Raw genomic sequence first — 21151 nt, 5'->3', positions numbered from 1 at the left:
TTGAACTGATTTACTGATTGACGACTATGAGCGCAACCTTGATTGACACCAGCAGTTCCTTGGAAGAGGCCATTGCCGCCGCCAGGCCGGCACCGCGCCGCTCGCGCCAAGCGCGGGTGGTCTGGGGTGGCCGTGTCGTCACGGTGGGTGGCGACGCGCCGGTGCGCATTCAGTCGATGACGAATACCGACACGGTTGACGTCATCGGCACGGCCATTCAGGTTAAAGAGTTGGCGATTGCTGGCTCCGAGATGGTGCGCATCACCGTCAACACGCCCGAGGCCGCTGAAGCCGTGCCACATATTCGCGAGCAGCTTGACCGCATGGGCATTGACGTGCCCTTGGTCGGCGACTTCCATTTCAATGGACACCGGCTGTTGACCGACTTCCCGGCCATGGCGCAGGCGCTGTCCAAGTACCGCATCAATCCCGGCAATGTCGGCAAGGGCGACAAGCGCGACCGCCAATTCGGCCAGATGATCGAAGCGGCTGCGCGTTACGACAAGGTCGTGCGCATCGGCGTCAATTGGGGCAGCCTGGACTCCGAGTTACTGGCGCAGATGATGGACGAGAACGCTGCCCGTGCGGAGCCCTGGGACGCGCAGCAGGTGATGTATCAAGCGCTGATTCAATCGGCGCTCAGCTCGGCCGCCTACGCACGCGAGTTGGGCCTGAACCCCGACAACATCATCATCAGCTGCAAGGTCAGTGGCGTGCAGGATTTGATCTCGGTTTACCGAGCCTTGGCCAAGCGCTGCGACTACGCGCTGCATCTGGGTCTGACAGAAGCCGGCATGGGCACCAAGGGTACGGTCGCCTCTGCCACGGCGCTGTCCATCCTGCTGCAAGAGGGCATCGGCGACACCATCCGCGTTTCGCTGACGCCGCAACCAGGCGAGGCGCGCACCCAAGAGGTGGTGGTGGGCTTGGAGATTTTGCAGTCCCTGGGTCTGCGTGCCTTCAACCCGAGTGTGACTGCTTGCCCGGGTTGCGGTCGCACCACCAGCACCACCTTCCAGGAGTTGGCCAAGCAGATTGACGACTTCCTGCGCGCGCAGATGCCGATCTGGCGTGCCAAGTACCCCGGTGTCGAAAACATGAAGGTCGCGGTGATGGGTTGCATCGTCAACGGCCCCGGCGAAAGCAAGCATGCCGACATTGGCATCAGTTTGCCGGGCACCGGTGAAGCGCCCGCCGCTCCCGTCTTCATCGACGGCGAGAAGGCGCTGACGCTGCGCGGCGCCGGCATCGCCGATGAATTCCAAGTGCTGGTTGAAAACTATATTGAGAAGCGCTTTGGTGGCGCATGTGTTGCCTGAACGGCTGCATGAATGTCCGCTGGAGCTGGGTAAAAGAATGACTGCAGAAGAATCAAAGAAGATCAGCCACAAGGCGGAGCCCCTGCGCGCTGTCAAGGGCATGAACGATATCTTGCCGCCAGAGTCGGCGCGCTGGGAATGGCTGGAAGAGAAGATGCGCAGTGTGCTGCAGCGTTATGGCTACCAGAATGTGCGCACGCCCATCGTCGAGCCAACCGCCCTGTTCGTACGCGGCATCGGTGAGGTCACCGACATCGTCGAGAAGGAGATGTATGCCTTCGAGGACCGCATGAACGGCGATCAATTGGCGCTGCGGCCCGAGATGACGGCTGGCGTGGTGCGCGCGATGACCGAACATTCCTTCCTGCGCGATGGCGGCAAACGGCTTTATTACTTTGGCGCCATGTTCCGCCACGAGCGGCCGCAAAAAGGCCGTTACCGCCAATTTCATCAGATGGGCGTCGAGGCGCTGGGCTTTGCCGGCCCCGATGTCGATGCGGAAGTGATCTTGATGGGCAGCCGGCTCTTGCGCGAGTTGGGTCTGGTGGACGGCGAGCATTTCAGCCTGGAGCTGAACTGTCTGGGCGAGGCCGCCGAGCGCAGCGCGCACCGTGCGGCGCTGATTGCTCATTTGGAGCAGCACAAAGATCTGCTGGATGAAGAAGGCCAGCGGCGCATGTACAGCAACCCGCTGCGGGTGCTGGACACCAAGAATCCGGCCTTGCAGGACATGGCCAATGCGGCGCCCAAATTGCTGGACTTTTTGGGCGAAGCTTCCTTGGCGCACTTCAATGGTGTGAGGGCCGTTCTGGACGCAGCCGGTGTGGCCTACCGCATCAACCCACGCCTGGTGCGCGGCCTCGACTATTACAACTTGACCGTGTTCGAATGGGTGACCGACAAGCTCGGCTCGCAAGGCACGGTCTGTGGTGGTGGGCGCTACGACGGACTGATCGAGCAGTTGGGTGGCAAGGCAGCACCTGCGGTCGGCTTCGGCATGGGCCTGGAGCGCATGCTTTTGCTGCTGGAGGAGGTGGGTGTAGTGGCTGACTTGCCGACTCTGCACGCCTATGCCATCGTGCCCTCAAGCCACGGTTTGCCTCAGGTGATGGTCGCCTTGGAGGCGCTGCGCGGCGCGGGTGTGTCGGTGCAATTCCATCCCGGTCAGAGCAGTATGAAGTCGCAGTTCAAGAAGGCCGACGCCAGCGGTGCGAGCTATGCGCTGATTTTCGGTGAAGACGAGTTGGCGCAGGGTCTGGTCGCAGTGAAACCGCTGCGCCGCGAAGGCGGTGAGCAGGTGATGCGCAGTATTTCTTGTGCCGCTGATTGGGCCGCTGAGCTGCTCAACGCATAATCGCGGGCTAATTTCGCCCATTTCTATTCCAATAAATTCCGAGCAAATTTCATCCATGGCGACGCATCTCGATCTCGAAGAACAAGAACAGCTGGATCAGCTGAAGGCTTTTTGGAAGCAATATGGCAATCTGATCACCTGGGCCATCACCCTGGTGTTGGCCGGTTTTGCCGCCTGGAACGGCTGGACCTGGTGGCAGCGTGATCAAGCCGTCAAGGCGGCAGCCATGTACGAAGAGCTTGACCGGGCCTTGCAGGCTGGGGACGCCGACAAGGCGGGTCGCGTCTTTGGCGATCTGAAGGAGCGTTATCCGAAGACGACCTATACCGCGCAGGCCGCGATGCAAGCGGCCAAGTTGCAATACGACAAGGGTCAAGCCGAAGCCGCGCGTGCCAGCCTGGCTTGGGCGGCCGACAACGCTGCGGACGACGAATACCGTGAGCTGGCGCGCCTGCGCCTGGCCGGTTTGCAAATGGAAGCCAAGCAATTCGCCGAAGCGGCCAAGACGCTTGACGCGATCAAGTTGCCGGAGTTCACCGCCTTGCAGGCCGATCGCCGCGGCGATCTGTGGGTGCTGCAGGCCAAGCCCGAGTTGGCGCGTGCCGAGTATCAAAAGGCTTATGCAGCGATGAATAGCAAGCAGGACTACCGTCGTTTGATCGAAGCCAAGTTGGCCACGCTGGGCGTGGCCTCGGTTGAAGCGGCGGCCTCGGCAGCGGCAAATGGAGCAGCTAAATGAGCTTGAAGTACTTCGCTGCTGCGGCGTTGATGCTCGGGTCGCTGGCCGGTTGTTCCGTGTTCAGTTCGTCAACGGCGACAAAGCCCGCCGAGTTGGAACAGATCACGCCGGCAATTGCAGGCCGCGTGGTCTGGACGGCGCGACTTGACACCGTCAAGTTTCCACTCGCGGTGACTTCGGTCGGTGAGCAATTCGTGGTGGCGGGCAGCGACGGCACGGTGCAAGCGCTGCAGGCCAGCGACGGGCGCGCGCTGTGGAGTGGCAATGTTGGCCAAAAGCTCGCCGCTGGTGTGGGCAGTGATGGCCGCTATGCCGCCGTAGTGACAACGGGCAATGAGGTCGTGGCCTTGGATGCGGGTCAGGTTGTCTGGCGCAAGACGCTGCCAACGCCGGTCGTTGCGGCGCCTTTGGTCGCCGGTGAGCGCGTGTTCGTACTGACCGTAGACCGTCAGGTGCATGCTTATGACGTCAAGAATGGCGACAAGATCTGGATCTTGCGTCGCCCGGGTGAGCCGCTGACGCTGGCGCAGCCCGGCATCATTGCTGCTTTCAAAGATACTTTGATCGTCGGGCAGGGCACCCGCATGGCCGGCGTAGATCCATTGCGCGGCACGATCCGGTGGGAGGCCAGCGTGGCCAGCCCACGCGGCACCAATGAAGTCGAGCGTTTGGCCGATTTGGTCGGGCCGCTGGCGCGCAGCGGCGAGAGCTTGTGCGCACGAGCTTTTCAATCAGCAGTGGGCTGTGTCAATGCCGAGCGTGGCAGCTTGATTTGGAGCCGCAATGTCGGCGGCACCCTGGGCGTGGGGGTCGACGCCAGCCGAGTCGTGGCCGGGGACGCATCCGACCGCCTGAGTGCTTGGAATATCAGCAACGGTGACGTGCTTTGGACTGCCGAGCAGTTCCTCAATCGCCGCCTCAGCGCGCCGCTGATTTTGGGCGCTACGGTGATCGTCGGAGACTTTGAAGGCCAGGTGCACTTCATCTCCGCCGCCACCGGCAAGACGCAGTTGCGCCTGTCGACCGATGGTTCGGCCGTGGCTGCGGCACCGGTGGTGTCGGGCAATACGATCTTGGTTGCGACCCGCAACGGCGGATTGTTTGCCATGCGACCCGAATAGGGCCGAAAATCGGCGCCTGCCTCTTTGTACGAGTTACGAGTCGGCCTTGAATCCTTTGTAGTGAGAAAAATAAAAATATGAAACCGGTCATCGCCCTAGTAGGTCGCCCCAATGTGGGCAAGTCCACGCTGTTCAACCGCTTGACCAAGACGCGCGATGCGATCGTGGCCGACTTTGCCGGCCTGACCCGGGATCGCCATTACGGTGATGGACGCATCGGCAACCAAGAGTTCACGGTGATTGACACCGGTGGCTTCGAGCCCGATAGCACGACCGGCATCGTCAAGGAAATGGCCAAGCAGACCCGCCAAGCGGTGGCCGAGGCCGACGCGGTGGTGTTTGTGGTCGATGTGAGGCTGGGCCTGTCGGCGCAAGACTCTGATATCGCCCGCTATTTGCGCCAGGCCAGTAAGCGCATTTTCCTGTGTGTAAACAAGGCCGAGGGCATGAGTGAGTCGCCGCTGCTGGGCGAGTTCTTCGAGCTCGGCATGGGCGAGCCGCATCCGATTTCGGCCTCGCATGGCCAGGGCATACGCAGCCTGATGGAAGCGGTGCTCGAGCCTTTTGAGTTTGAGGACGAAGAAGAGGGTGCGGAAGAACAAGCGCCGGACGGCGTGATCCGCCTGGCCGTGGCCGGCCGCCCCAATGTGGGTAAGAGCACCTTGATCAACACCTGGTTGGGTGAAGAGCGCCTGGTCGCGTTTGATATGCCCGGCACGACGCGCGACGCCATCAGCGTGCCCTTCGAGCGCAATGGCCAAAAATTCGAGCTGATCGACACGGCCGGATTGCGTCGCAAGGGCAAGGTGTTTGAGGCGGTGGAGAAGTTTTCGGTCGTCAAAACACTGCAAGCTATTGCGGATGCCAACGTCGTGCTGCTGCTGCTGGACGCCACGCAAGGCGTGTCGGACCAAGACGCTCATATCGCCGGCTACATCCTGGAGAGCGGCCGCGCGGTGGTCTTGGCCATCAATAAATGGGACGCGATCGACAGCTATCAGCGCGAAATCCTGCAGCGCTCCATCGTGCAGCGCCTGGGCTTCTTGAAGTTTGCCCCAATCCACAATATCTCGGCCCTGAAGCGCCAGGGAATTGCGCCCTTGTGGGGTGCATTTGCCGATGCCTATGCCTCGGCCTTCCGCAAGATGACGACACCGGTCTTGACGCGCTTGATTCAAGAAGCGGTCGAGCACCAAACGCCTAAACGCAGCGGGCATTTCCGCCCCAAGCTGCGTTACGCTCATCAAGGCGGGATGAACCCGCCGCTGGTGATCGTTCATGGCAACTCACTGGAAGGCGTGACCGAGGTCTACAAGCGCTATCTGGAAGGCCGTATTCGTGCGCATTACAAATTGGTCGGCACACCCATGCGCATTGAAATGCGCTCATCGAAGAATCCGTTCAGCGACAAAGACTGAGCGGTCCATTGGCTTCACGGGTCAGCGCGTGCGCGCCTGTGTTAAGGTCGAATCTATATTTTCAAACCCTCTCACAACACGGAGCATATCGTGAGTAATAAAGGCCAACTCTTGCAAGATCCCTTCCTGAACCTGCTGCGCAAAGAGCATGTCCCTGTGTCCATCTACTTGGTCAACGGCATCAAATTGCAAGGCCAGATCGAGTCCTTCGATCAGTATGTGGTGCTGCTGCGCAATACCGTCACTCAAATGGTCTACAAGCACGCCATCTCGACCGTGGTGCCAGGCCGTGCGGTCAATTTCCATACCGCCGCTGATGGCGCTGATGACGATAGCGCGGCTTAAATTCGTCAGAGCCCGCTCGAATCACCTTGACATCTCCTTCATCCCACCCCGCGCAGCCACCTCTTGAGGAAGCTCGCGCGATTTTGGTTGGCGTTGACTTCGGCCGTTCCTCCAAGGCTGGATCGACGTTTGACGCGACGCTTGATGAGCTTGCCCTGCTCGCCGAATCGGCTGGCGATACGCCGGTAGCTCGGGTCATTGCACGCCGCCAGGCGCCCGACGCGGCCCTCTTCGTCGGCTCCGGCAAAGCCGATGAAATCAAGCTGCTGGTGCAGGCCCATCAAGCCCACACGGTTTTGTTCGATCAGGCGATTTCACCCGCTCAGCAGCGCAATTTGGAGCGCGTATTGGGTGTGCCGGTCGCCGACCGCACCGCCTTGATCCTGGAGATCTTCGCTGCCAGGGCCAAGAGCGCTGAAGGCAAGATGCAGGTCGAGTTGGCCAGGCTGCAGTATCTGGCGACGCGGCTGGTGCGGCGCTGGAGCCATTTGGAGCGTCAAAGCGGCGGCATCGGCATGCGCGGCGGCCCCGGTGAGGCCCAGATCGAGCTCGATCGGCGCATGATCGACGACCGCATCAAGACCATCAAAGAAAAGCTCAAGAAAGTCGAGCGCCAGCGCAGCACCCAGCAGCGAGCCCGCGCACGTAACAGCGTATTTCGTGTGTCGCTGGTGGGCTACACCAATGCCGGCAAGTCGACGCTGTTCAATGCACTGGTGAAGGCGCGCAGCTACGCCGCTGATCAATTGTTCGCCACGCTGGATACGACCACTCGCTCGCTTTATCTGGAGCAGGCCGGTGCCAGCGTGTCGCTGTCGGATACGGTCGGCTTTATCCGTGACCTGCCGCACAAGCTGGTGGTCGCGTTTCGAGCCACTTTGCAGGAGGCTGCCGACGCCGATTTGTTGCTGCATGTCGTCGACGCCGCATCGCCGGTTTTGGACGAACAAATGCTTGAAGTCGAGCGCGTGCTGGATGACATCGGCGCCGCATCGATTCCGCAAATCATTGTTTATAACAAGCAAGACATGCTGGAAGAAGACCAGCGCCCGCGAGAGCAACTGGATTGGATCGAGCGCCCCGGCGACGGAGGGGGTGCCGGCTTGCGCGCGGCGCGCGTCTTCGTCAGCGCGCTGGACGGTAGCGGCCTGGACATCTTGCGTGAACAAATCGTGCTGGCCATGCAGAGTGATTCTGCCAAGCCCGTCGCGGCCTTGAATTTCTCTGAGCCTCCCCAAGATAGCGGGGTTGAGTTTGATCCCGAAGACTTAAGCGCGGAGGCCGACCCGGATTCCGCCGCAAACCATCCTACACAGGCATGAGCATGAATACCTTTGAGCCAGTGAGCCGCTCGCGGCAAGAGTTACGCAGCGCAGAACGACTGAGGCCGCTGGCTGCGGCCACGCTGGCCTTGTTGGCGGGCTTGTTGCCTAGTGGCTGGCGTGCAGGCCGGACTGAGAGCAATGGTCGCAATGATGGCCCACCGGATCTCGATGAGCTGTGGCGTGACTTCAATCGCAAGTTGTCCGGCTTGTTTGGGGCCAAACCCGAAGCCTCTGGTGGCAACGATTCGGGGGGTGGGGGCAATAACTTTCAGCCCGACATGAAGAGCGCCGGCATCGGTGCGGGCCTGATCGGTGGTGTCGTTTTGCTGGGTTGGTTGGGCAGCGGCTTCTTCATCGTGCAAGAAGGTCAGCAAGGCGTGGTGACCTCGTTCGGCAAATACAGCAAAACGGTCGAGGCCGGCTTTCAGTGGCGCTTGCCCTATCCGTTTCAAGCCGATGAAATTGTCTCGGTGACGCAGTTGCGCCAGGTCGAGGTGGGTCGCAATTCCGTCGTGCCGGCCACCGGCCTGCGTGACTCGTCGATGTTGACCTTGGATGAGGCCATTGTCGATATCCGTTTTACGGTGCAATACACGCTCAAAAACGCTCGCGACTATTTGTTTGAAAACCGCAGCCCTGACGACGCGGTGACCTTGGCGGCGGAGTCGGCGGTGCGTGAAATCGTCGGCAAGAGCCGCATGGACTCGGTGCTCTACGAGCAGCGTGATGCTATCGGTATCGACTTGGCCAAGTCGGTGCAGACACAGTTGGACCGGCTCAAGGCCGGCATTCAGATCAAGAGTGTCAATGTGCAAAGTGTTGCCCCGCCGGAGCAGGTGCAGGCTGCGTTTGACGATGCTTTCAAAGCGCGCGCAGACGGTGAGCGTTTGCAAAACGAAGGGCAAGCCTACGCCAACGACGTGATTCCAAAAGCGCGCGGCGCCTCGGCACGTTTGATGGAAGAAGCCGAAGGCTACAAATCGCGCGTCGTGGCGCAAGCCGAAGGTGATGCGCAGCGTTTCAAAAGCGTCTTGAGCGAGTATCAAAAAGCACCGGTCGTGACGCGGGACCGCCTCTACATCGACACCATGCAGCAGGTCTACTCCAATGTCAGCAAGGTGATGGTGGACAGTCGCAATGGCAGCAATTTGCTTCACCTGCCTTTGGATCGCTTGATGCAAGCAGCGGGTTCGGTGACCGCCACTGCGCCGGTTGCCGCACCAGCGGCGGCGAATGAGAGTTCCGCGCCCGCGCCGGTCAATGATGTCCGTTCGCGTGACGGCTTGCGTAGCCGCGACGGCCGCTGAGATCAGGGAGTTAAGAGATGAATCGAATTGTTTCTATCGTCGTCGGCTTGTTGGTCGCTTTCATGTTGGCCAGCTCGATGTTGTTCATCATTGACCAGCGCCAATTTGCGGTGGTTTATGCGCTGGGTGAAATCAAGGAGGTGATCACTGAGCCGGGATTGAAGTTCAAGCTGCCGCCTCCTTTGCAGAATGTGGTCTTGTTGGATCGTCGCGTGCAAACCCTGGACAGTAACGAGTCCAAGCCTATTTTTACCGCCGAAAAGAAGAGTTTGGTCATCGACTGGTTGGTCAAGTGGCGTGTGGCCGAGCCGCGCCAGTTCATTCGCAATAATGGCGCCGACATGCGTAACGTCGAAAATAGACTGAGTCCGATTGTGCAGGCGGCCCTGAACGAAGAAGTGACCCAGCGCACCGTGCAAGGCGTCTTGTCGACCGAGCGCGAAGCTGTCATGACAGGTGTGCGCAAGCGGCTCGAACAAGAGGCAAAGCAGTTTGGTATCGAGATTGTGGATGTGCGGGTCAAACGGGTCGACTTTGCCGCCTCCATCACCGATTCGGTCTACCGTTTGATGGAGTCCGAGCGCAAGCGGGTCGCGAGCGAGTTGCGTTCTACCGGCGCTGCCGAAAGCGAGAAAATCCGTGCTGATGCCGACCGTCAGCGCGAAGTGATCGTGGCCGAAGCCTACAGGGATGCGCAAAAGATCAAGGGCGAGGGTGATGCCAAGGCTTCTGCCTTGTACGCCGACGCTTTTGGGCGCGACCCGCAGTTCGCACAGTTCTATCGCTCCTTGGATGCCTATCGCGCCAGCTTCCGTAGCAAGACCGATGTGATGGTCCTGGATCCAAGCAGCGAGTTCTTCAAAGCCATGCGTGGCTCGGGTTCCGGCCCATCTGCCGCGCCGGCGGCACCGCGCAAGTAAGCCGCTAGCCCGAGCGAGTTGGGGCCGTCTTGTCTGATTCTTTGTGGCTGGCGTTCGCCTTGATGCTGGTGATAGAGGGCCTTTTGCCCTTTATCAGTCCGGCCGGCTGGCGGCAGGTTTTTGAACGACTCCTGGCCATGAGTGGTGGCCAAATTCGTTTTGTGGGTCTATCCAGCATGGTTGCCGGCGCGCTTGGTGTTTTGTTTTTGTGGCGATAAGCGTGCTTGAGCGTCTACTCGCCGTCGGTGGGTATTTACCCCCGGTACAATGCCGTTTTTAATCGGACCCACCATCAACATGGCTTCTGCCTGGCTGCTGCCTGAGCACATTGCCGATGTGCTGCCCTCCCAGGCCAGACGCATCGAGGAACTCCGCCGCGAATTGCTGGATATGGCGCGGAGTTACGGCTGCGAGTTGGTGATCCCACCCATGCTTGAGCATCTTGAGTCGCTGCTCTCGGGCACCGGCCATGCACTTGATCTGCAAACCTTCAAGTTGGTGGACCAGTTGTCTGGGCGCAGCTTGGGCCTGCGGGCGGACACCACACCGCAGGTGGCTCGCATTGATGCGCATTTGTTGAACCGCGCCGGGGTGACCCGGCTTTGCTATTGCGGCCCGGTGCTGCATACGCGCCCGGCCGGCTTGCAGTCGACACGTGAGCCCTTGCAGTTCGGTATCGAAATCTATGGCCACGCAGGTCTGGAGGCCGATCTTGAAGTGCAGGAGTTGGCGCTGGACGTTGTCGCGCGCGCCGGCTTGTTGCACACGACCCTGGATTTGGGTGACGCTCGTTTGTTGCGCGGTGTGCTCGGAGACTTGGTGCTGAGTGGCGCCGCCATGGATGAATTGGTTGCCGCCTTGGCCACCAAAGATGGGGTGGCCTTGGCGGGCCTGAGCCAAAGTTTGCCAGCGGCGGTGCGCGACGGCCTGCAGCAACTGCTCGGCTTGTATGGCGGCATCGAGGTTTTGGGCCTGGCGCGGCAACGCTTGCCGGCTCACTCCTTGATAGAGGCCGCGCTGGATGACTTGCAGTATTTGGCCGAGCATCTGCAGCAGACTCACCCCGCGATCCGCCTCGGTTTCGACTTGGCTGACATGACCGGCTATGCCTATTACAGTGGCGTGCGTTTCGCGCTCTATGCCGAAGGTTCCAGCGATGCGGTCTTGCGCGGCGGGCGCTACGACGAAGTGGGCGCGGTATTCGGTAGGCGCCGCCCGGCGGTAGGCTTCAGCCTCGATTTGAAGGCGCTGGAAGCCTTGAGTCCGCCGACGCGGCTGCGTGCTGCCGTGAGGGCGCCTTGGGGTGAGGCCGTTGGCTTGCGTGCTGCGGTGCGTGCTTTGCGTGCGGCCGGCGAGACCGTGGTCTGCATTTTGCCGGGCCATGAGCATGAGGGTGATGAATTCGACTGCGACCGTGAGTTGGTGCAGATTGACACTCAGTGGGTGTTGCGCGCGCTGTGAGCTGCGCCGCACCAGAAAATTTTATTTTTTGATCGACGGGTAATCAAAATGAATAGCGAAATTGCGCGTGGCCGAAATGTGGTCGTTGTGGGCACCCAATGGGGTGATGAAGGCAAGGGCAAGGTGGTCGACTGGATGACCGATCACGCGCAAGGCGTGGTGCGCTTTCAAGGCGGCCATAACGCCGGCCACACCTTGGTCATCAAGGGCGTCAAAACGGCGCTGCAGTTGATCCCATCGGGCATCATGCGCGACGGCGTGGCCTGCTATATCGGCAATGGGGTGGTGGTCGATCCGACCCATTTGCTGAGCGAAATCGAGCGCCTGGAAAAGGCCGGTGTAGAGGTGCGGTCGCGCTTGTTCATCAGCGAATCCTGCCCTTTGATCTTGCCTTTCCATGTGGAAGTGGACAAAGCCCGCGAGGCACTGCGTGAAAGCAGCGGCGCCGGCAAGATCGGCACCACCGGCAAGGGCATCGGCCCGGCCTATGAAGACAAGGTCGCGCGCCGTGCCTTGCGCGTGCAGGACTTGAAGCATCCCGATCGTTTCGCCAAGAAGTTGCGTGAGCTATTGGCGCTGCATAACTTCGCTTTGACCGGCTATCTGAACTCTACCGCGCTGGCATTCGAGCCCATCTTCGAGCAAGCAATGAAGATGGCCGAAATCATCAAGCCGATGATGGCCGACGTCGGTTACATGATTCACAAGGCTCATCTTGCCGGTGCCAATATCCTGTTTGAGGGCGCGCAGGGGACCTTGCTGGACATTGATCACGGCACTTATCCCTATGTGACCTCCAGCAATTGCGTTGCCGGCAATGCGGCGGCTGGTGCCGGAGTGGGCCCGCAGATGCTGCATTACATGCTGGGCATCACCAAGGCTTACACCACGCGCGTGGGTTCGGGTCCATTCCCGACCGAGCTGGATTGGGAGGTGCCGGGCACGGTCGGATACCACCTCGCCACCGTAGGTCAAGAGCGCGGTACGGTCACTGGCCGGGCGCGCCGCTGCGGTTGGTTTGACGCCGCTGCGCTGAAGCGTTCGGTGATCATCAACGGCATCACCGGCTTGTGCATCACCAAGCTCGATGTGTTGGATGGCTTGGCCGAAATCAAGATGTGTGTGGGTTATGAAATCGACGGTCGCCAAGTCGACATCCTGCCTTTGGATGGCGATGAGATTGCAGCCTGCAAACCCATTTTTGAAACCTTCCCGGGTTGGACCGAGGTGACCTTTGGCGTCACACAGTGGGATGCGCTGCCGCAGAATGCGCGCAACTACTTGCAGCGCATCAAGGAGGTCATCGGCGCGCCGATAGATATGGTTTCCACCGGCCCGGATCGTGAGCACACGATTTTGTTGCGCCACCCTTATCAGGCTTGAAGCGCTTGGTCCTTAAATCATCAAACTGGAGTTGCCCAATATGTTGACCGACGACGGCAAGCATCTTTACGTGTCCTGGGACGAATACCACATGCTGACGGAGCGCTTGGCGCTGAAGATTCATGCGTCCGGCTGGGAATTTGATCAGATCCTTTGTCTGGCGCGTGGTGGCATGCGTCCAGGTGATGTCTTGTCGCGCGTGTTCGACAAGCCGCTGGGCATCATGTCGACGAGTTCCTATCGCGCCGAGGCCGGCACGATTCAGGGTCGCCTGGATATGGCCAAGTACATCACCATGCCCAAGGGTGACTTGGCGGGAAGGGTCCTGCTGGTCGATGATCTGGCCGACTCAGGCGTGACCTTGAAGGCAGTGGTGGAGCGCCTGCGCGGCATGCCGTCCATCACCGAGTTGCGTTCGGCGGTGATCTGGACCAAAGGTGTGTCGAGCTATACGCCGGACTACTTTGTCGAGATGCTCGAGACCAGCCCTTGGATTCATCAGCCGTTTGAAGAGTATGACGATATGCGGCCGGATGCTCTGGCCAAGAAGTTCGTCGTTTAAACCGACAACCAGCATCGATCTATGCAAACAACAAGCCGACCCGGTGCATTCGAGTCGGCTTGTTTTTTGAGTGCGGGGTCTTTGAATGCGGAAATTTCGAGCGCGGAAATTTTGAGCTGGATGTTGCCTTCGAAAAGCATGGCAAACTGCGCAAGCAATGAAAAATGGCTGCATGTCATTCGACATGCAGCCATTTTATTAAACCAAATTTCTATAAATCTTGGTGCCCAGGAGAGGACTCGAACCTCCACGGAGTTACCCGCTAGTACCTGAAACTAGTGCGTCTACCAATTCCGCCACCTGGGCATCTCAGGAAAGCAAGGATTCTATCATCAAAAATATCAAGAGCGCAAGTGTGGCCCCGCAAGACGGTGCCGGGCTGCTGAGTGAAGTTGAGGGCGTGGTGCAAGGGCATCGTGATGGCCATGGTTTCCTAACGCCGGATGTCGGCGTGCAGGATATCTATTTGTCGGTCCAGGAAATGCGGGCCGTCATGCATGGCGACAGGCTGCGCGTGCGGATTGTTCGCACCGACAAACGCGGCCGCCCTGAGGGGCGCGTGTTGGAGATTTTGGAGCGCAAGAAGCGCCCCATCATTGGCCGCTTGCTCTTGGAGTCCGGTATCTGGCTGGTGGCGCCTGAAGACAAACGCATGGGCCAAGACATCTTGATCCCCAAGGGTGGGCTGGCAAACGCAACAGCGGGGCAGGTGGTTGCGGTGGAGTTGACCGAGCCGCCTTCCCTTTACTCCAAGCCGGTCGGGCGCATTGTCGAAGTCTTGGGTGAAATTGACGACTCCGGCATGGAGATCGAGATTGCGGTGCGCAAGTACGAGGTGCCGCATCGCTTCAGCGCCGAGACCTTGGCGCAGGCGGGCAAGTTGCCGGAGAAATTGCGCGCGGTGGACTTGAAGCATCGGATCGATCTGCGCGATGTGGCGCTGGTGACGATAGACGGTGAAGATGCGCGCGACTTTGATGATGCGGTCTATTGCGAGCCTCATAAGCAGGGGCGCGGCAAGACCGCGTTCAGCGGTTGGCGTTTGTTGGTGGCGATTGCTGACGTCAGCCATTACGTGAAGCCGGGCGACCCTTTGGACGGCGACGCCTATGAGCGTGCGACGTCCGTTTACTTCCCGCGCCGGGTCATCCCGATGCTGCCGGAGAAGCTCTCCAACGGCCTGTGTTCGCTGAACCCGAATGAAGACCGCTTGGCCATGGTCTGCGATATGTTGGTCACCGAGACCGGCGAGGTGCAGGCCTATCAGTTCTATCCGGCAGTGATCCGCTCGCATGCTCGCTTCACCTACAACGAGGTGGCTGCGGTGCTGGGCAATACCCATGGCCCCGAGGCCGCCAAGCGGCGCGAATTGGTGCCGCATCTGCTGCACCTGCATGAGGTTTACCGGGCGCTGCTGGCCGAGCGCGGCCGGCGTGGCGCGATTGATTTTGATACGGTGGAAACGCAGATCGTCTGCGATGACAACGGCCGCATCGAGAAGATCATCCCGCGCACCCGTAACGACGCACATAAGCTGATCGAGGAGGCGATGCTGGCGGCCAATGTTTGCGCGGCCGACTTCATTGCGCACTCCAAGCATGGCTCGCTGTTCCGCGTCCACGAGGGGCCGACGCCGGAGAAGCGGGTTGCTTTGCAGGCCTATCTGCGCGCCTTGGGCCTGGGTCTGTCGATCAGCGACAACCCCAAGCCGAGCGAATATCAGGCGATCGCTGCCGCTACCAAAGACCGGGTCGATTCGACCCAGATCCACGCCATGCTTTTGCGTTCGATGCAGCAGGCGATGTACACCTCGGCCAATGCCGGTCACTTCGGCCTTTCTTATCTGGCCTACACCCACTTCACCAGTCCGATTCGGCGTTATCCCGATTTGCTGGTGCACCGTGTCATCAAGGCCATCCTGGCCGACAAACGTTACCACCTTGATGCCGGCAAGATGGATGTGCCGATGGCGACCAAACGGCCCGGCCGAGCCGCGCCTATCGATCCATCGAAGGCGAGCACCGAGACCGAGCGCTGGGAAGTGGTGGGTGCGCATTGCAGTGCCAATGAGCGGCGCGCCGACGAGGCCTCGCGCGATGTCGAGGCTTGGCTCAAATGCCGCTATATGCGTGAGCATTTGGGTGAGGAGTTTGCCGGCACCGTCAGCGCTGTCACCAGTTTTGGGCTGTTCGTGCAACTCGACGCGCTCTATGTTGAAGGCCTAATCCACATCACTGAATTGGGTGGCGAGTATTTCCGCTTCGACGAGGTGCGCCAGGAGTTGCGCGGCGAGCGCAGTGGCCTGCGCTATGCCACCGGTGCGCGGGTGCAGGTGCAGGTCAGTCGGGTTGATCTGGATGCCCGCAAGATCGACTTTCGTTTGGTAACCGATAACGAAGAAGCCAAGCTGGTCGCACGGGCGATGCGCGACAAGGCGGGCTTGCCTGCGAGCGAGCGTCAATCCGGCAGTTCGGTCGAAGCTTTGGAGCAGGTGCGGCGCACCGATCGCGAGGTCAAGAGCGGCGCCAAGAATGCACGCAAGTCCAGGCAAGCCCGTGGTGGCGGCAATTCAGCCGCCGCCCATCCCGTCAAGGCTGCGCGTCAGGAGGCGCGCGGGGCTGCGCCTTCGTCCAAGCAGCCTGGGCAGGCTAAATTGGCCGCTATTGGGGCTGCCGAGCCGCGCACACGCAAGCGTCGCTAGGCCTTAGGGCGTCAAGCCGCCAGGTCGCCAGGTGGATCAGGGAGCGCGGTGCAGCGCATACATGCGTTCCACCAGGTCAGCTGCCCGCAAAGGTCCGGCCGTCTGGCTCTCGGCGGCCTCGCCATGCCAGTAGCAGCCCAGACTTGCGAGGCTGAAGGGGTCGGCCTTGCTTTGCTGAGCCCACAGGCCGCCGAGCCAGCCGGCCAGCACATCGCCGCTGCCGGCGGTAGCCAGGGCGGCATTGCCGCTTGAGTTGATGGCCGGCCTGCGCTGCGGGCCGGCAATGATGCTGCCCGATCCTTTCAGAATGACTGCGCATAGGAATTCATCGGCCAGCAATTGCGCCGCTTTGAGGCGGTCGGACTGTACGGTCGTGGCATCGCTGCCCAGTAGGCGCGCGGCCTCCAAGGGGTGCGGCGTCAAAATCGTCGCCAGCCCCAAGGATTGGCGCTGTTTGAGTAGCACTTGCAAGTCCTTGTCTGCCGCCACGGCGTTCAAGCCATCGGCGTCGAGTACCAGGCGCTGAGCGTGTTGCAGTAGGGGGGGTAAAAACTTGGCAATTTCGCTGCCGCCACCGCAGCCGCAAACCAGCACTTTGTGACGCCAGTCGCCGATCGCACTTGAGGCCTGGATGCGAGCTTGATCAAAGCGCATCAGCTCGGGGCGTTGGGGGTCCGCCTCATCCGCAGGAGCGCCCAATAGGCAGGCATAAACCCGTCCCCCACCTGCCGCCAAAGCGGCGCGTGCGGCCAATCTTGCGGCGCCGCGCATGCCGGCAGCACCGCCGATCACCAGCACATCGCCTTGAGTGCCTTTGTGCTTGGTGGGGTCGGCTGTGTTTTGCAGTCGCCAGCGCGCCAAGCATTCGGCGCCTATGAGTAGGGCGTCCGGCGTTCCGACAGGCGTTTGGTCCAATTCATCGAACCAAATTTGGCCGCTGTGCGCGCGCCCTTGAGCGGTGAAAAGCCCGGGCTTGAGGGTCAGCAGCGTCAAGGTGTGGTCGGCACGTACAGCCAATTCGCCGGCCAGTGCGCCGGTGTCTGGCAGCAGCCCACTGGGTAGATCCATGGCCAGCACCGGTGCGCCCAAGGAGTTCAGGGCCGTGAAGGCTGCAGCCATCTCGGGGCTGGGGGGGCGGCTTCGGTTCAGGCCCAGGCCGAGCAGGGCGTCCAAGCCCAATCGCACCCCAGCGGGTGCCTGCACTACATCGCTGATTGGCACGCCGGCCTGCTGGGCCTTGGCAAGTGCTGTTGCGGCGTCGGCCGGTGGACTTTGGCTGGCTGCGATCAGGCTGACTTGCACCTTCAGGCCTTGTTGATGCAACAGCCGGGCTGCAACAAGACCATCGCCGCCGTTATTGCCGGGACCGCAGGCGATCCAGATGGGCCCTGTGCCCGCTGGGACGAGGGCCAGGGTTAAGCGCGCAGCGGCCAAGCCGGCGCGCTCCATCAGACTCACGTTTGGGCCGACATGGGCCAAGGCTGCGGCCTCAATGACGCGGCTGCTGGCGGCGTCAAATAGTGGCCAGCTGTTTGCGGTGGGGAGGAGTTTTATCGGCACATCGCCAGCTTGTCAGGTGAAGCGGGAGATGTCCAGCCCTGTAGTATCCGGCGCCGCGCTGTCAGGCTTGCGCCCGGCGACTTGTTCGGCCAATGCCCGAGCAGCGCCACAGGCCAGCGGCCAGCCCAACAAAGTGGCCGAGCCTTGTGCCAGATTCAACCAGATGCCGTCGCGGCCACTGGCGCCGAGCAAGGGCAGGCCGTCGGCCGCGATGGCATGTGATCCCTGCCAGCGCTGCACTTGTGTGTTCAGCATGGCACCCGGAAACCAGTCATCCAGCACCTGGTGCAATAGCGCCAACGTTGAGTCTTTGAAGCGTTCGCTGGCAAGCCCGGGCTCGATGCCGCCGGCCAGCCGAATGCGTTGTCCAATGCGGCTGATCGAAACTTGCTGTCGAAGATCGAACAATCCGGCTCTGGGTCCAAGGTCCGGAAAGGCCTCGAGTTGGCGCAGCGGTGCGGTGATCGAGTAGCCGTGTACGGTGCTCAGCGCCGTCTTCAGTTTCAAGGGGCGCAGCAGATGGGCAGCACCTGCGCCGGCGCAAATGATGATGGCATCAAAGCTGTCTTCGGTGCGGCCTATGGATGCCGGCCTGGTGTCGCCCGCGTCTGGGGTTTCGCCCGCCTCGCTCAGCCTTGAGGGCTCGGCCAAGCTGTCCGGCGGCGGCGTGTACTCGTGAGTCAATCTTGCCGGTGTGCCGGGGGTCAAACCGCGCACCGTGGTGTGAAAACGAAATTGCACGCCCAGGCGCTGTGCGGCGATGCGCATCAGGTGGCTGAATTGGCGGCAATTGCCGGCCTCGCCCTGGCTCAGGTGTACGCCGCCATGCAGGCGAGCGTCCGGGTTCAGGCCGGGTTCCACGCTCAGGCATTGCTCGGGCGATAGCACTTGAGCGCTCACGCCTGCCCGCTCGAGCAAGCCCAGGCCTGCAAGCGCAGCTTGTTGCTCGCGCTCGCTGCGCAGCAGGACGAGCACACCCTCGGCGCGCTCGTAGTCCATCTGCAATTTCCGGCGCAACTCTTGCAGCCTTGCGTGACTGAAGAGCCCCAGCGCGAGCAGGCGCTCTTGGCGCCCGGCGAGGTCTTTGCTGCGCCCGGCGCGCCAGCGTCGCCAGCCCCAGGCTAACTTGCTGCCGCCGGACAGGCCCGGCATAGTCGCCCGGCCCCAGGCCAGGCTGAGGCCGGGAGCGGTGATGCCGGCATTGGCAAAACTGCCTTCGGCGGCGACACTGCCGCAGCGCTCGAAGACAATGACTTGGTGGCCGTCTGCTGCGCATTCGTAGGCGGTGGTAACGCCGGCAATGCCGGCGCCAATGATGGCAATGCGCATCTCAATAATCTCTGCTCAAGGCGTTTTCAAAAAGCGGGGTCGGATCAACGCCAAATATTTGGGCGGCCAAGACAGCTCGGCTGCCGCGTGCGGCGGCTCAGGGCGGCAAGTGTAGTGCCCCGCTCGTTTGGATTCGCTTCGAAGCGCTTAGTCGGGCTGTCTCGTGGCGCAGCGCGCTGAGCCCTAGCTTGATCGTGTATACTCCTTGGGTTTTGCCGGGTGCCTTGGGCGTGGATGTTCAGGTGCAGCAGGCGAATCAATTTGTAAGTCAATCGCAAACCGGCCACACAGAGGTGTTGCTGCTGTATTCGAGCTCATGTCTTGGTCTGAAGCTATTTCGGGTCCAAGGCCAGAGCGTCACGCTGCAGAGCAATTCGGGCCGGATTTAAGACACAACCTTCGGAGTTAAAAAATATGTCCGTAACAATGCGCGAAATGCTGGAAGCCGGCGTTCACTTTGGTCACCAAACTCGTTTTTGGCACCCCAAGATGGCCCCGTACATCTACGGCCACCGCAACAAGATTCACATCATCAACCTCGAGAAGACGCTGCCAGCGTTCGAAGAGGCGATGACCTTCATCCGCAATCTGTCCTCCAAGGGCGGCCGCGTGATGATGATCGGCACCAAGCGTCAAGCGCGTGAAGTGATCGCTCTGGAAGCCCAGCGTTGCGGCATGCCTTATGTCGACCAGCGCTGGTTGGGCGGCATGATGACCAACTTCAAGACCGTCAAGGTTTCCTTGAAGGCACTGAAGGACATGCAAGCTCAAGTTGATGCCGGCACACAGCCAGCCATCAAGAAAGAAGCCTTGATGTTCCAACGCGATCTGGCCAAGCTGGAAAAGAACATCGGCGGCATCTCCGACATGGGCGGCCTGCCTGACGCCATCTTCGTGATCGACGTGGGTTTCCACAAGATCGCCGTGGCCGAAGCCAAGAAGCTGGGCATCCCGGTCATCGGCGTGGTTGATACCAACCACTCGCCTATCGGCATCGACTACGTGATCCCTGGTAACGATGACTCGGCCAAGGCCGTGGCTTTGTATGCCCGCGCTGTGGCTGACGCCGTGCTGGAAGGTCGTGCTAACGCCGGTAACACCGTCGTGCAAGCCGCCGCTCCTGCAGGCGATGAGTTCGTGGAAGTCAGCGAAGGCGCTTAATCCCCTTTAGCTCCTTTCGCACAAACAAGGAGGGGGCTGATTCAGTCCCCTTTTTTTCAAAGCATAGCTTTTTGGGCTTGCCAGAGTGCCGGTTTAGGCCTCACTCGCAAGCCTCTTGAATACGGAGAAAAGAAAATGGCTGCAATTACCGCAAGCATGGTGGCAGAACTGCGTGCCCGCACCGATGCCCCGATGATGGAATGCAAAAAGGCGCTGGTCGAAGCCGAGGGCGATTTGGTCCGCGGTGAAGAGATCTTGCGCGTCAAGTTGGGCAACAAGGCCGGCAAGGCTTCTTCGCGCGTGACCGCCGAAGGCGTGGTCTCCGCTGCCGTGGTGGGTTCGACCGGCGCATTGCTGGAAGTGAACTGCGAAACCGACTTCGTGACCAAGAATGATGCATTCCTGGCCTTGGTCAACGCTTGTGCCGTGTTGGCGGCCGAGCATGGCGTCAGCGATGTCGCTGCGCTGGCTGCATTGCCGCTGTCGCAAGAAGGCTTTGGCCCGACGGTTGAAGACGTGCGTCGCGGCCTGATCGGCAAGATCGGCGAGAACATGACCCTGCGCCGCGTCAAGCTGAGCACCGCTGGCAACAAGGTCGCTTCTTACTTGCACGGCACCCGCATCGGCGTGCTGGTCGAGTATGACGGCGACGAAGTGGCCGCCAAGGACGTCGCCATGCATGTGGCTGCAATGAAGCCTGCCGCGCTGTCCTCCGCTGATGTGTCGGCTGAGTTGGTCGAGAAAGAGCGCAAGATCGCCGCCGAGAAGGCTGCCGAGTCCGGCAAGCCTGCCGACATCGTCGCCAAGATGGTTGAAGGCTCGGTGCAGAAGTTCTTGAAGGAAGTCTCCTTGCTGGACCAAGTGTTCGTCAAGGCGGCCGACGGCAAGCAGACCGTGGCAGCGATGCTGAAGGAAAAGGCCACCACGATCAAGAGCTTCACGCTCTACGTGGTGGGCGAAGGCATTGAGAAGAAGGTAGACGACTTCGCCGCCGAAGTGGCCGCGCAAGTGGCTGCCGCCAAGGGGCAATAAGCTCCGACGCAAGATAAAGGGCGCCACTGGCGCCCTTTACACTTGTGCCTCGGTGCGGACGGCTCACAAGGTTTGAGCATCAAGGCACAAGCAAGAAAATAGCAGTACCCAGCA

The 21151-nt window shown here is 60.8% G+C and carries 18 protein-coding genes and 1 tRNA gene; 16 read left to right on the top strand and 3 right to left on the bottom strand.

The window, feature by feature from the left end:
- The first annotated feature begins 26 nt into the window (after positions 1 to 26).
- From ispG to LNV09_RS13380, 13 genes are all read left to right on the top strand, one after another.
- Positions 27 to 1319, top strand: a complete 1293-nt coding sequence (gene ispG / locus LNV09_RS13440) for a flavodoxin-dependent (E)-4-hydroxy-3-methylbut-2-enyl-diphosphate synthase (RefSeq protein WP_263557586.1) — start codon at positions 27 to 29, stop codon at positions 1317 to 1319.
- Positions 1320 to 1356: 37 nt separating this feature from the next.
- The gene (hisS, locus tag LNV09_RS13435; RefSeq protein WP_263557585.1) at positions 1357 to 2673 is read left to right on the top strand and encodes a histidine--tRNA ligase; all 1317 of its coding nucleotides are present in this window, start codon (positions 1357 to 1359) and stop codon (positions 2671 to 2673) included.
- Positions 2674 to 2728: 55 nt separating this feature from the next.
- Positions 2729 to 3412 (top strand): YfgM family protein, encoded by a 684-nt coding sequence (locus LNV09_RS13430; protein WP_263557584.1) that lies wholly within the window; start codon positions 2729 to 2731, stop codon positions 3410 to 3412.
- Positions 3409 to 4533, top strand: coding sequence for an outer membrane protein assembly factor BamB (gene bamB / locus LNV09_RS13425; protein WP_263557583.1), 1125 nt, complete (start codon positions 3409 to 3411; stop codon positions 4531 to 4533). Before LNV09_RS13430 ends, bamB begins: the two co-directional genes overlap by 4 nt.
- Before the next feature lie 77 nt (positions 4534 to 4610).
- Entirely contained in the window at positions 4611 to 5951 is a 1341-nt protein-coding gene (der, locus tag LNV09_RS13420) for a ribosome biogenesis GTPase Der (RefSeq protein WP_263531929.1), read from the top strand.
- 90 nt (positions 5952 to 6041) lie between these two features.
- Positions 6042 to 6296 (top strand): RNA chaperone Hfq, encoded by a 255-nt coding sequence (hfq, locus tag LNV09_RS13415; protein WP_263557582.1) that lies wholly within the window; start codon positions 6042 to 6044, stop codon positions 6294 to 6296.
- Positions 6297 to 6322: 26 nt separating this feature from the next.
- Positions 6323 to 7618 (top strand): GTPase HflX, encoded by a 1296-nt coding sequence (gene hflX, locus LNV09_RS13410; RefSeq protein WP_263557581.1) that lies wholly within the window; start codon positions 6323 to 6325, stop codon positions 7616 to 7618.
- A 2-nt stretch (positions 7619 to 7620) separates the two neighbouring features.
- A complete protein-coding gene (hflK, locus tag LNV09_RS13405; RefSeq protein ID WP_411969290.1) occupies positions 7621 to 8928 on the top strand; it encodes an FtsH protease activity modulator HflK in 1308 nt (435 codons plus the stop codon).
- 17 nt (positions 8929 to 8945) lie between these two features.
- Complete coding sequence (gene hflC, locus LNV09_RS13400; RefSeq protein WP_263557579.1) at positions 8946 to 9848, top strand: protease modulator HflC; 903 nt, start codon at positions 8946 to 8948, stop codon at positions 9846 to 9848.
- 29 nt (positions 9849 to 9877) lie between these two features.
- Entirely contained in the window at positions 9878 to 10066 is a 189-nt protein-coding gene (locus LNV09_RS13395) for a DUF2065 domain-containing protein (RefSeq protein WP_263557578.1), read from the top strand.
- Positions 10067 to 10145: 79 nt separating this feature from the next.
- Positions 10146 to 11309, top strand: a complete 1164-nt coding sequence (locus LNV09_RS13390; protein ID WP_263557577.1) for an ATP phosphoribosyltransferase regulatory subunit — start codon at positions 10146 to 10148, stop codon at positions 11307 to 11309.
- A gap of 48 nt (positions 11310 to 11357) precedes the next feature.
- Positions 11358 to 12692: an adenylosuccinate synthase gene (locus tag LNV09_RS13385; protein WP_263557576.1), complete on the top strand. Its 1335-nt coding sequence runs from the start codon at positions 11358 to 11360 to the stop codon at positions 12690 to 12692.
- A 40-nt stretch (positions 12693 to 12732) separates the two neighbouring features.
- Positions 12733 to 13254 (top strand): phosphoribosyltransferase, encoded by a 522-nt coding sequence (locus LNV09_RS13380; protein ID WP_263557575.1) that lies wholly within the window; start codon positions 12733 to 12735, stop codon positions 13252 to 13254.
- A 221-nt stretch (positions 13255 to 13475) separates the two neighbouring features.
- On the opposite strand, the gene LNV09_RS13375 is transcribed toward LNV09_RS13380, so the two are convergent.
- A tRNA-Leu gene (locus LNV09_RS13375) sits at positions 13476 to 13560 on the bottom strand.
- A gap of 76 nt (positions 13561 to 13636) precedes the next feature.
- Here LNV09_RS13375 and rnr point away from each other — a divergent pair.
- Positions 13637 to 15955, top strand: a complete 2319-nt coding sequence (rnr, locus tag LNV09_RS13370) for a ribonuclease R (protein WP_263557828.1) — start codon at positions 13637 to 13639, stop codon at positions 15953 to 15955.
- 36 nt (positions 15956 to 15991) lie between these two features.
- On the opposite strand, the gene LNV09_RS13365 is transcribed toward rnr, so the two are convergent.
- Positions 15992 to 17515, bottom strand: coding sequence for an NAD(P)H-hydrate dehydratase (locus LNV09_RS13365; protein WP_263557574.1), 1524 nt, complete (start codon positions 17513 to 17515; stop codon positions 15992 to 15994).
- A gap of 12 nt (positions 17516 to 17527) precedes the next feature.
- Complete coding sequence (locus LNV09_RS13360) at positions 17528 to 18844, bottom strand: FAD-dependent oxidoreductase (RefSeq protein WP_263557573.1); 1317 nt, start codon at positions 18842 to 18844, stop codon at positions 17528 to 17530.
- 414 nt (positions 18845 to 19258) lie between these two features.
- Here LNV09_RS13360 and rpsB point away from each other — a divergent pair, with 414 nt between their 5' ends.
- Complete coding sequence (rpsB, locus tag LNV09_RS13355; RefSeq protein WP_263531938.1) at positions 19259 to 20005, top strand: 30S ribosomal protein S2; 747 nt, start codon at positions 19259 to 19261, stop codon at positions 20003 to 20005.
- Positions 20006 to 20140: 135 nt separating this feature from the next.
- Entirely contained in the window at positions 20141 to 21037 is an 897-nt protein-coding gene (gene tsf, locus LNV09_RS13350; protein WP_263531939.1) for a translation elongation factor Ts, read from the top strand.
- The last annotated feature ends 114 nt before the right edge of the window (positions 21038 to 21151 follow it).

The sequence above is a fragment of the Paucibacter sp. B2R-40 genome (assembly GCF_025717555.1).
GTDB lineage: Bacteria > Pseudomonadota > Gammaproteobacteria > Burkholderiales > Burkholderiaceae_C > Paucibacter_A.
Note: the sequence above shows the minus strand (reverse complement) of the source record. Positions and strands in the feature narration are given on the sequence as shown.

Excerpts from the sequence above, each read along its gene's own strand:
- rpsB (WP_263531938.1), top strand. The coding sequence starts at position 19,259 with ATGTCCGTAACAATGCGCGAAATGCTGGAAGCCGGCGTTCACTTTGGT.
- ispG (WP_263557586.1), top strand. The coding sequence starts at position 27 with ATGAGCGCAACCTTGATTGACACCAGCAGTTCCTTGGAAGAGGCCATT.
- hisS (WP_263557585.1), top strand. The coding sequence starts at position 1,357 with ATGACTGCAGAAGAATCAAAGAAGATCAGCCACAAGGCGGAGCCCCTG.
- tsf (WP_263531939.1), top strand. The coding sequence starts at position 20,141 with ATGGCTGCAATTACCGCAAGCATGGTGGCAGAACTGCGTGCCCGCACC.
- LNV09_RS13430 (WP_263557584.1), top strand. The coding sequence starts at position 2,729 with ATGGCGACGCATCTCGATCTCGAAGAACAAGAACAGCTGGATCAGCTG.
- LNV09_RS13360 (WP_263557573.1), bottom strand. The coding sequence starts at position 18,844 with ATGCGCATTGCCATCATTGGCGCCGGCATTGCCGGCGTTACCACCGCC.
- LNV09_RS13390 (WP_263557577.1), top strand. The coding sequence starts at position 10,146 with ATGGCTTCTGCCTGGCTGCTGCCTGAGCACATTGCCGATGTGCTGCCC.
- bamB (WP_263557583.1), top strand. The coding sequence starts at position 3,409 with ATGAGCTTGAAGTACTTCGCTGCTGCGGCGTTGATGCTCGGGTCGCTG.
- hflK (WP_411969290.1), top strand. The coding sequence starts at position 7,621 with ATGAATACCTTTGAGCCAGTGAGCCGCTCGCGGCAAGAGTTACGCAGC.
- LNV09_RS13380 (WP_263557575.1), top strand. The coding sequence starts at position 12,733 with ATGTTGACCGACGACGGCAAGCATCTTTACGTGTCCTGGGACGAATAC.
- LNV09_RS13385 (WP_263557576.1), top strand. The coding sequence starts at position 11,358 with ATGAATAGCGAAATTGCGCGTGGCCGAAATGTGGTCGTTGTGGGCACC.
- hflC (WP_263557579.1), top strand. The coding sequence starts at position 8,946 with ATGAATCGAATTGTTTCTATCGTCGTCGGCTTGTTGGTCGCTTTCATG.
- der (WP_263531929.1), top strand. The coding sequence starts at position 4,611 with ATGAAACCGGTCATCGCCCTAGTAGGTCGCCCCAATGTGGGCAAGTCC.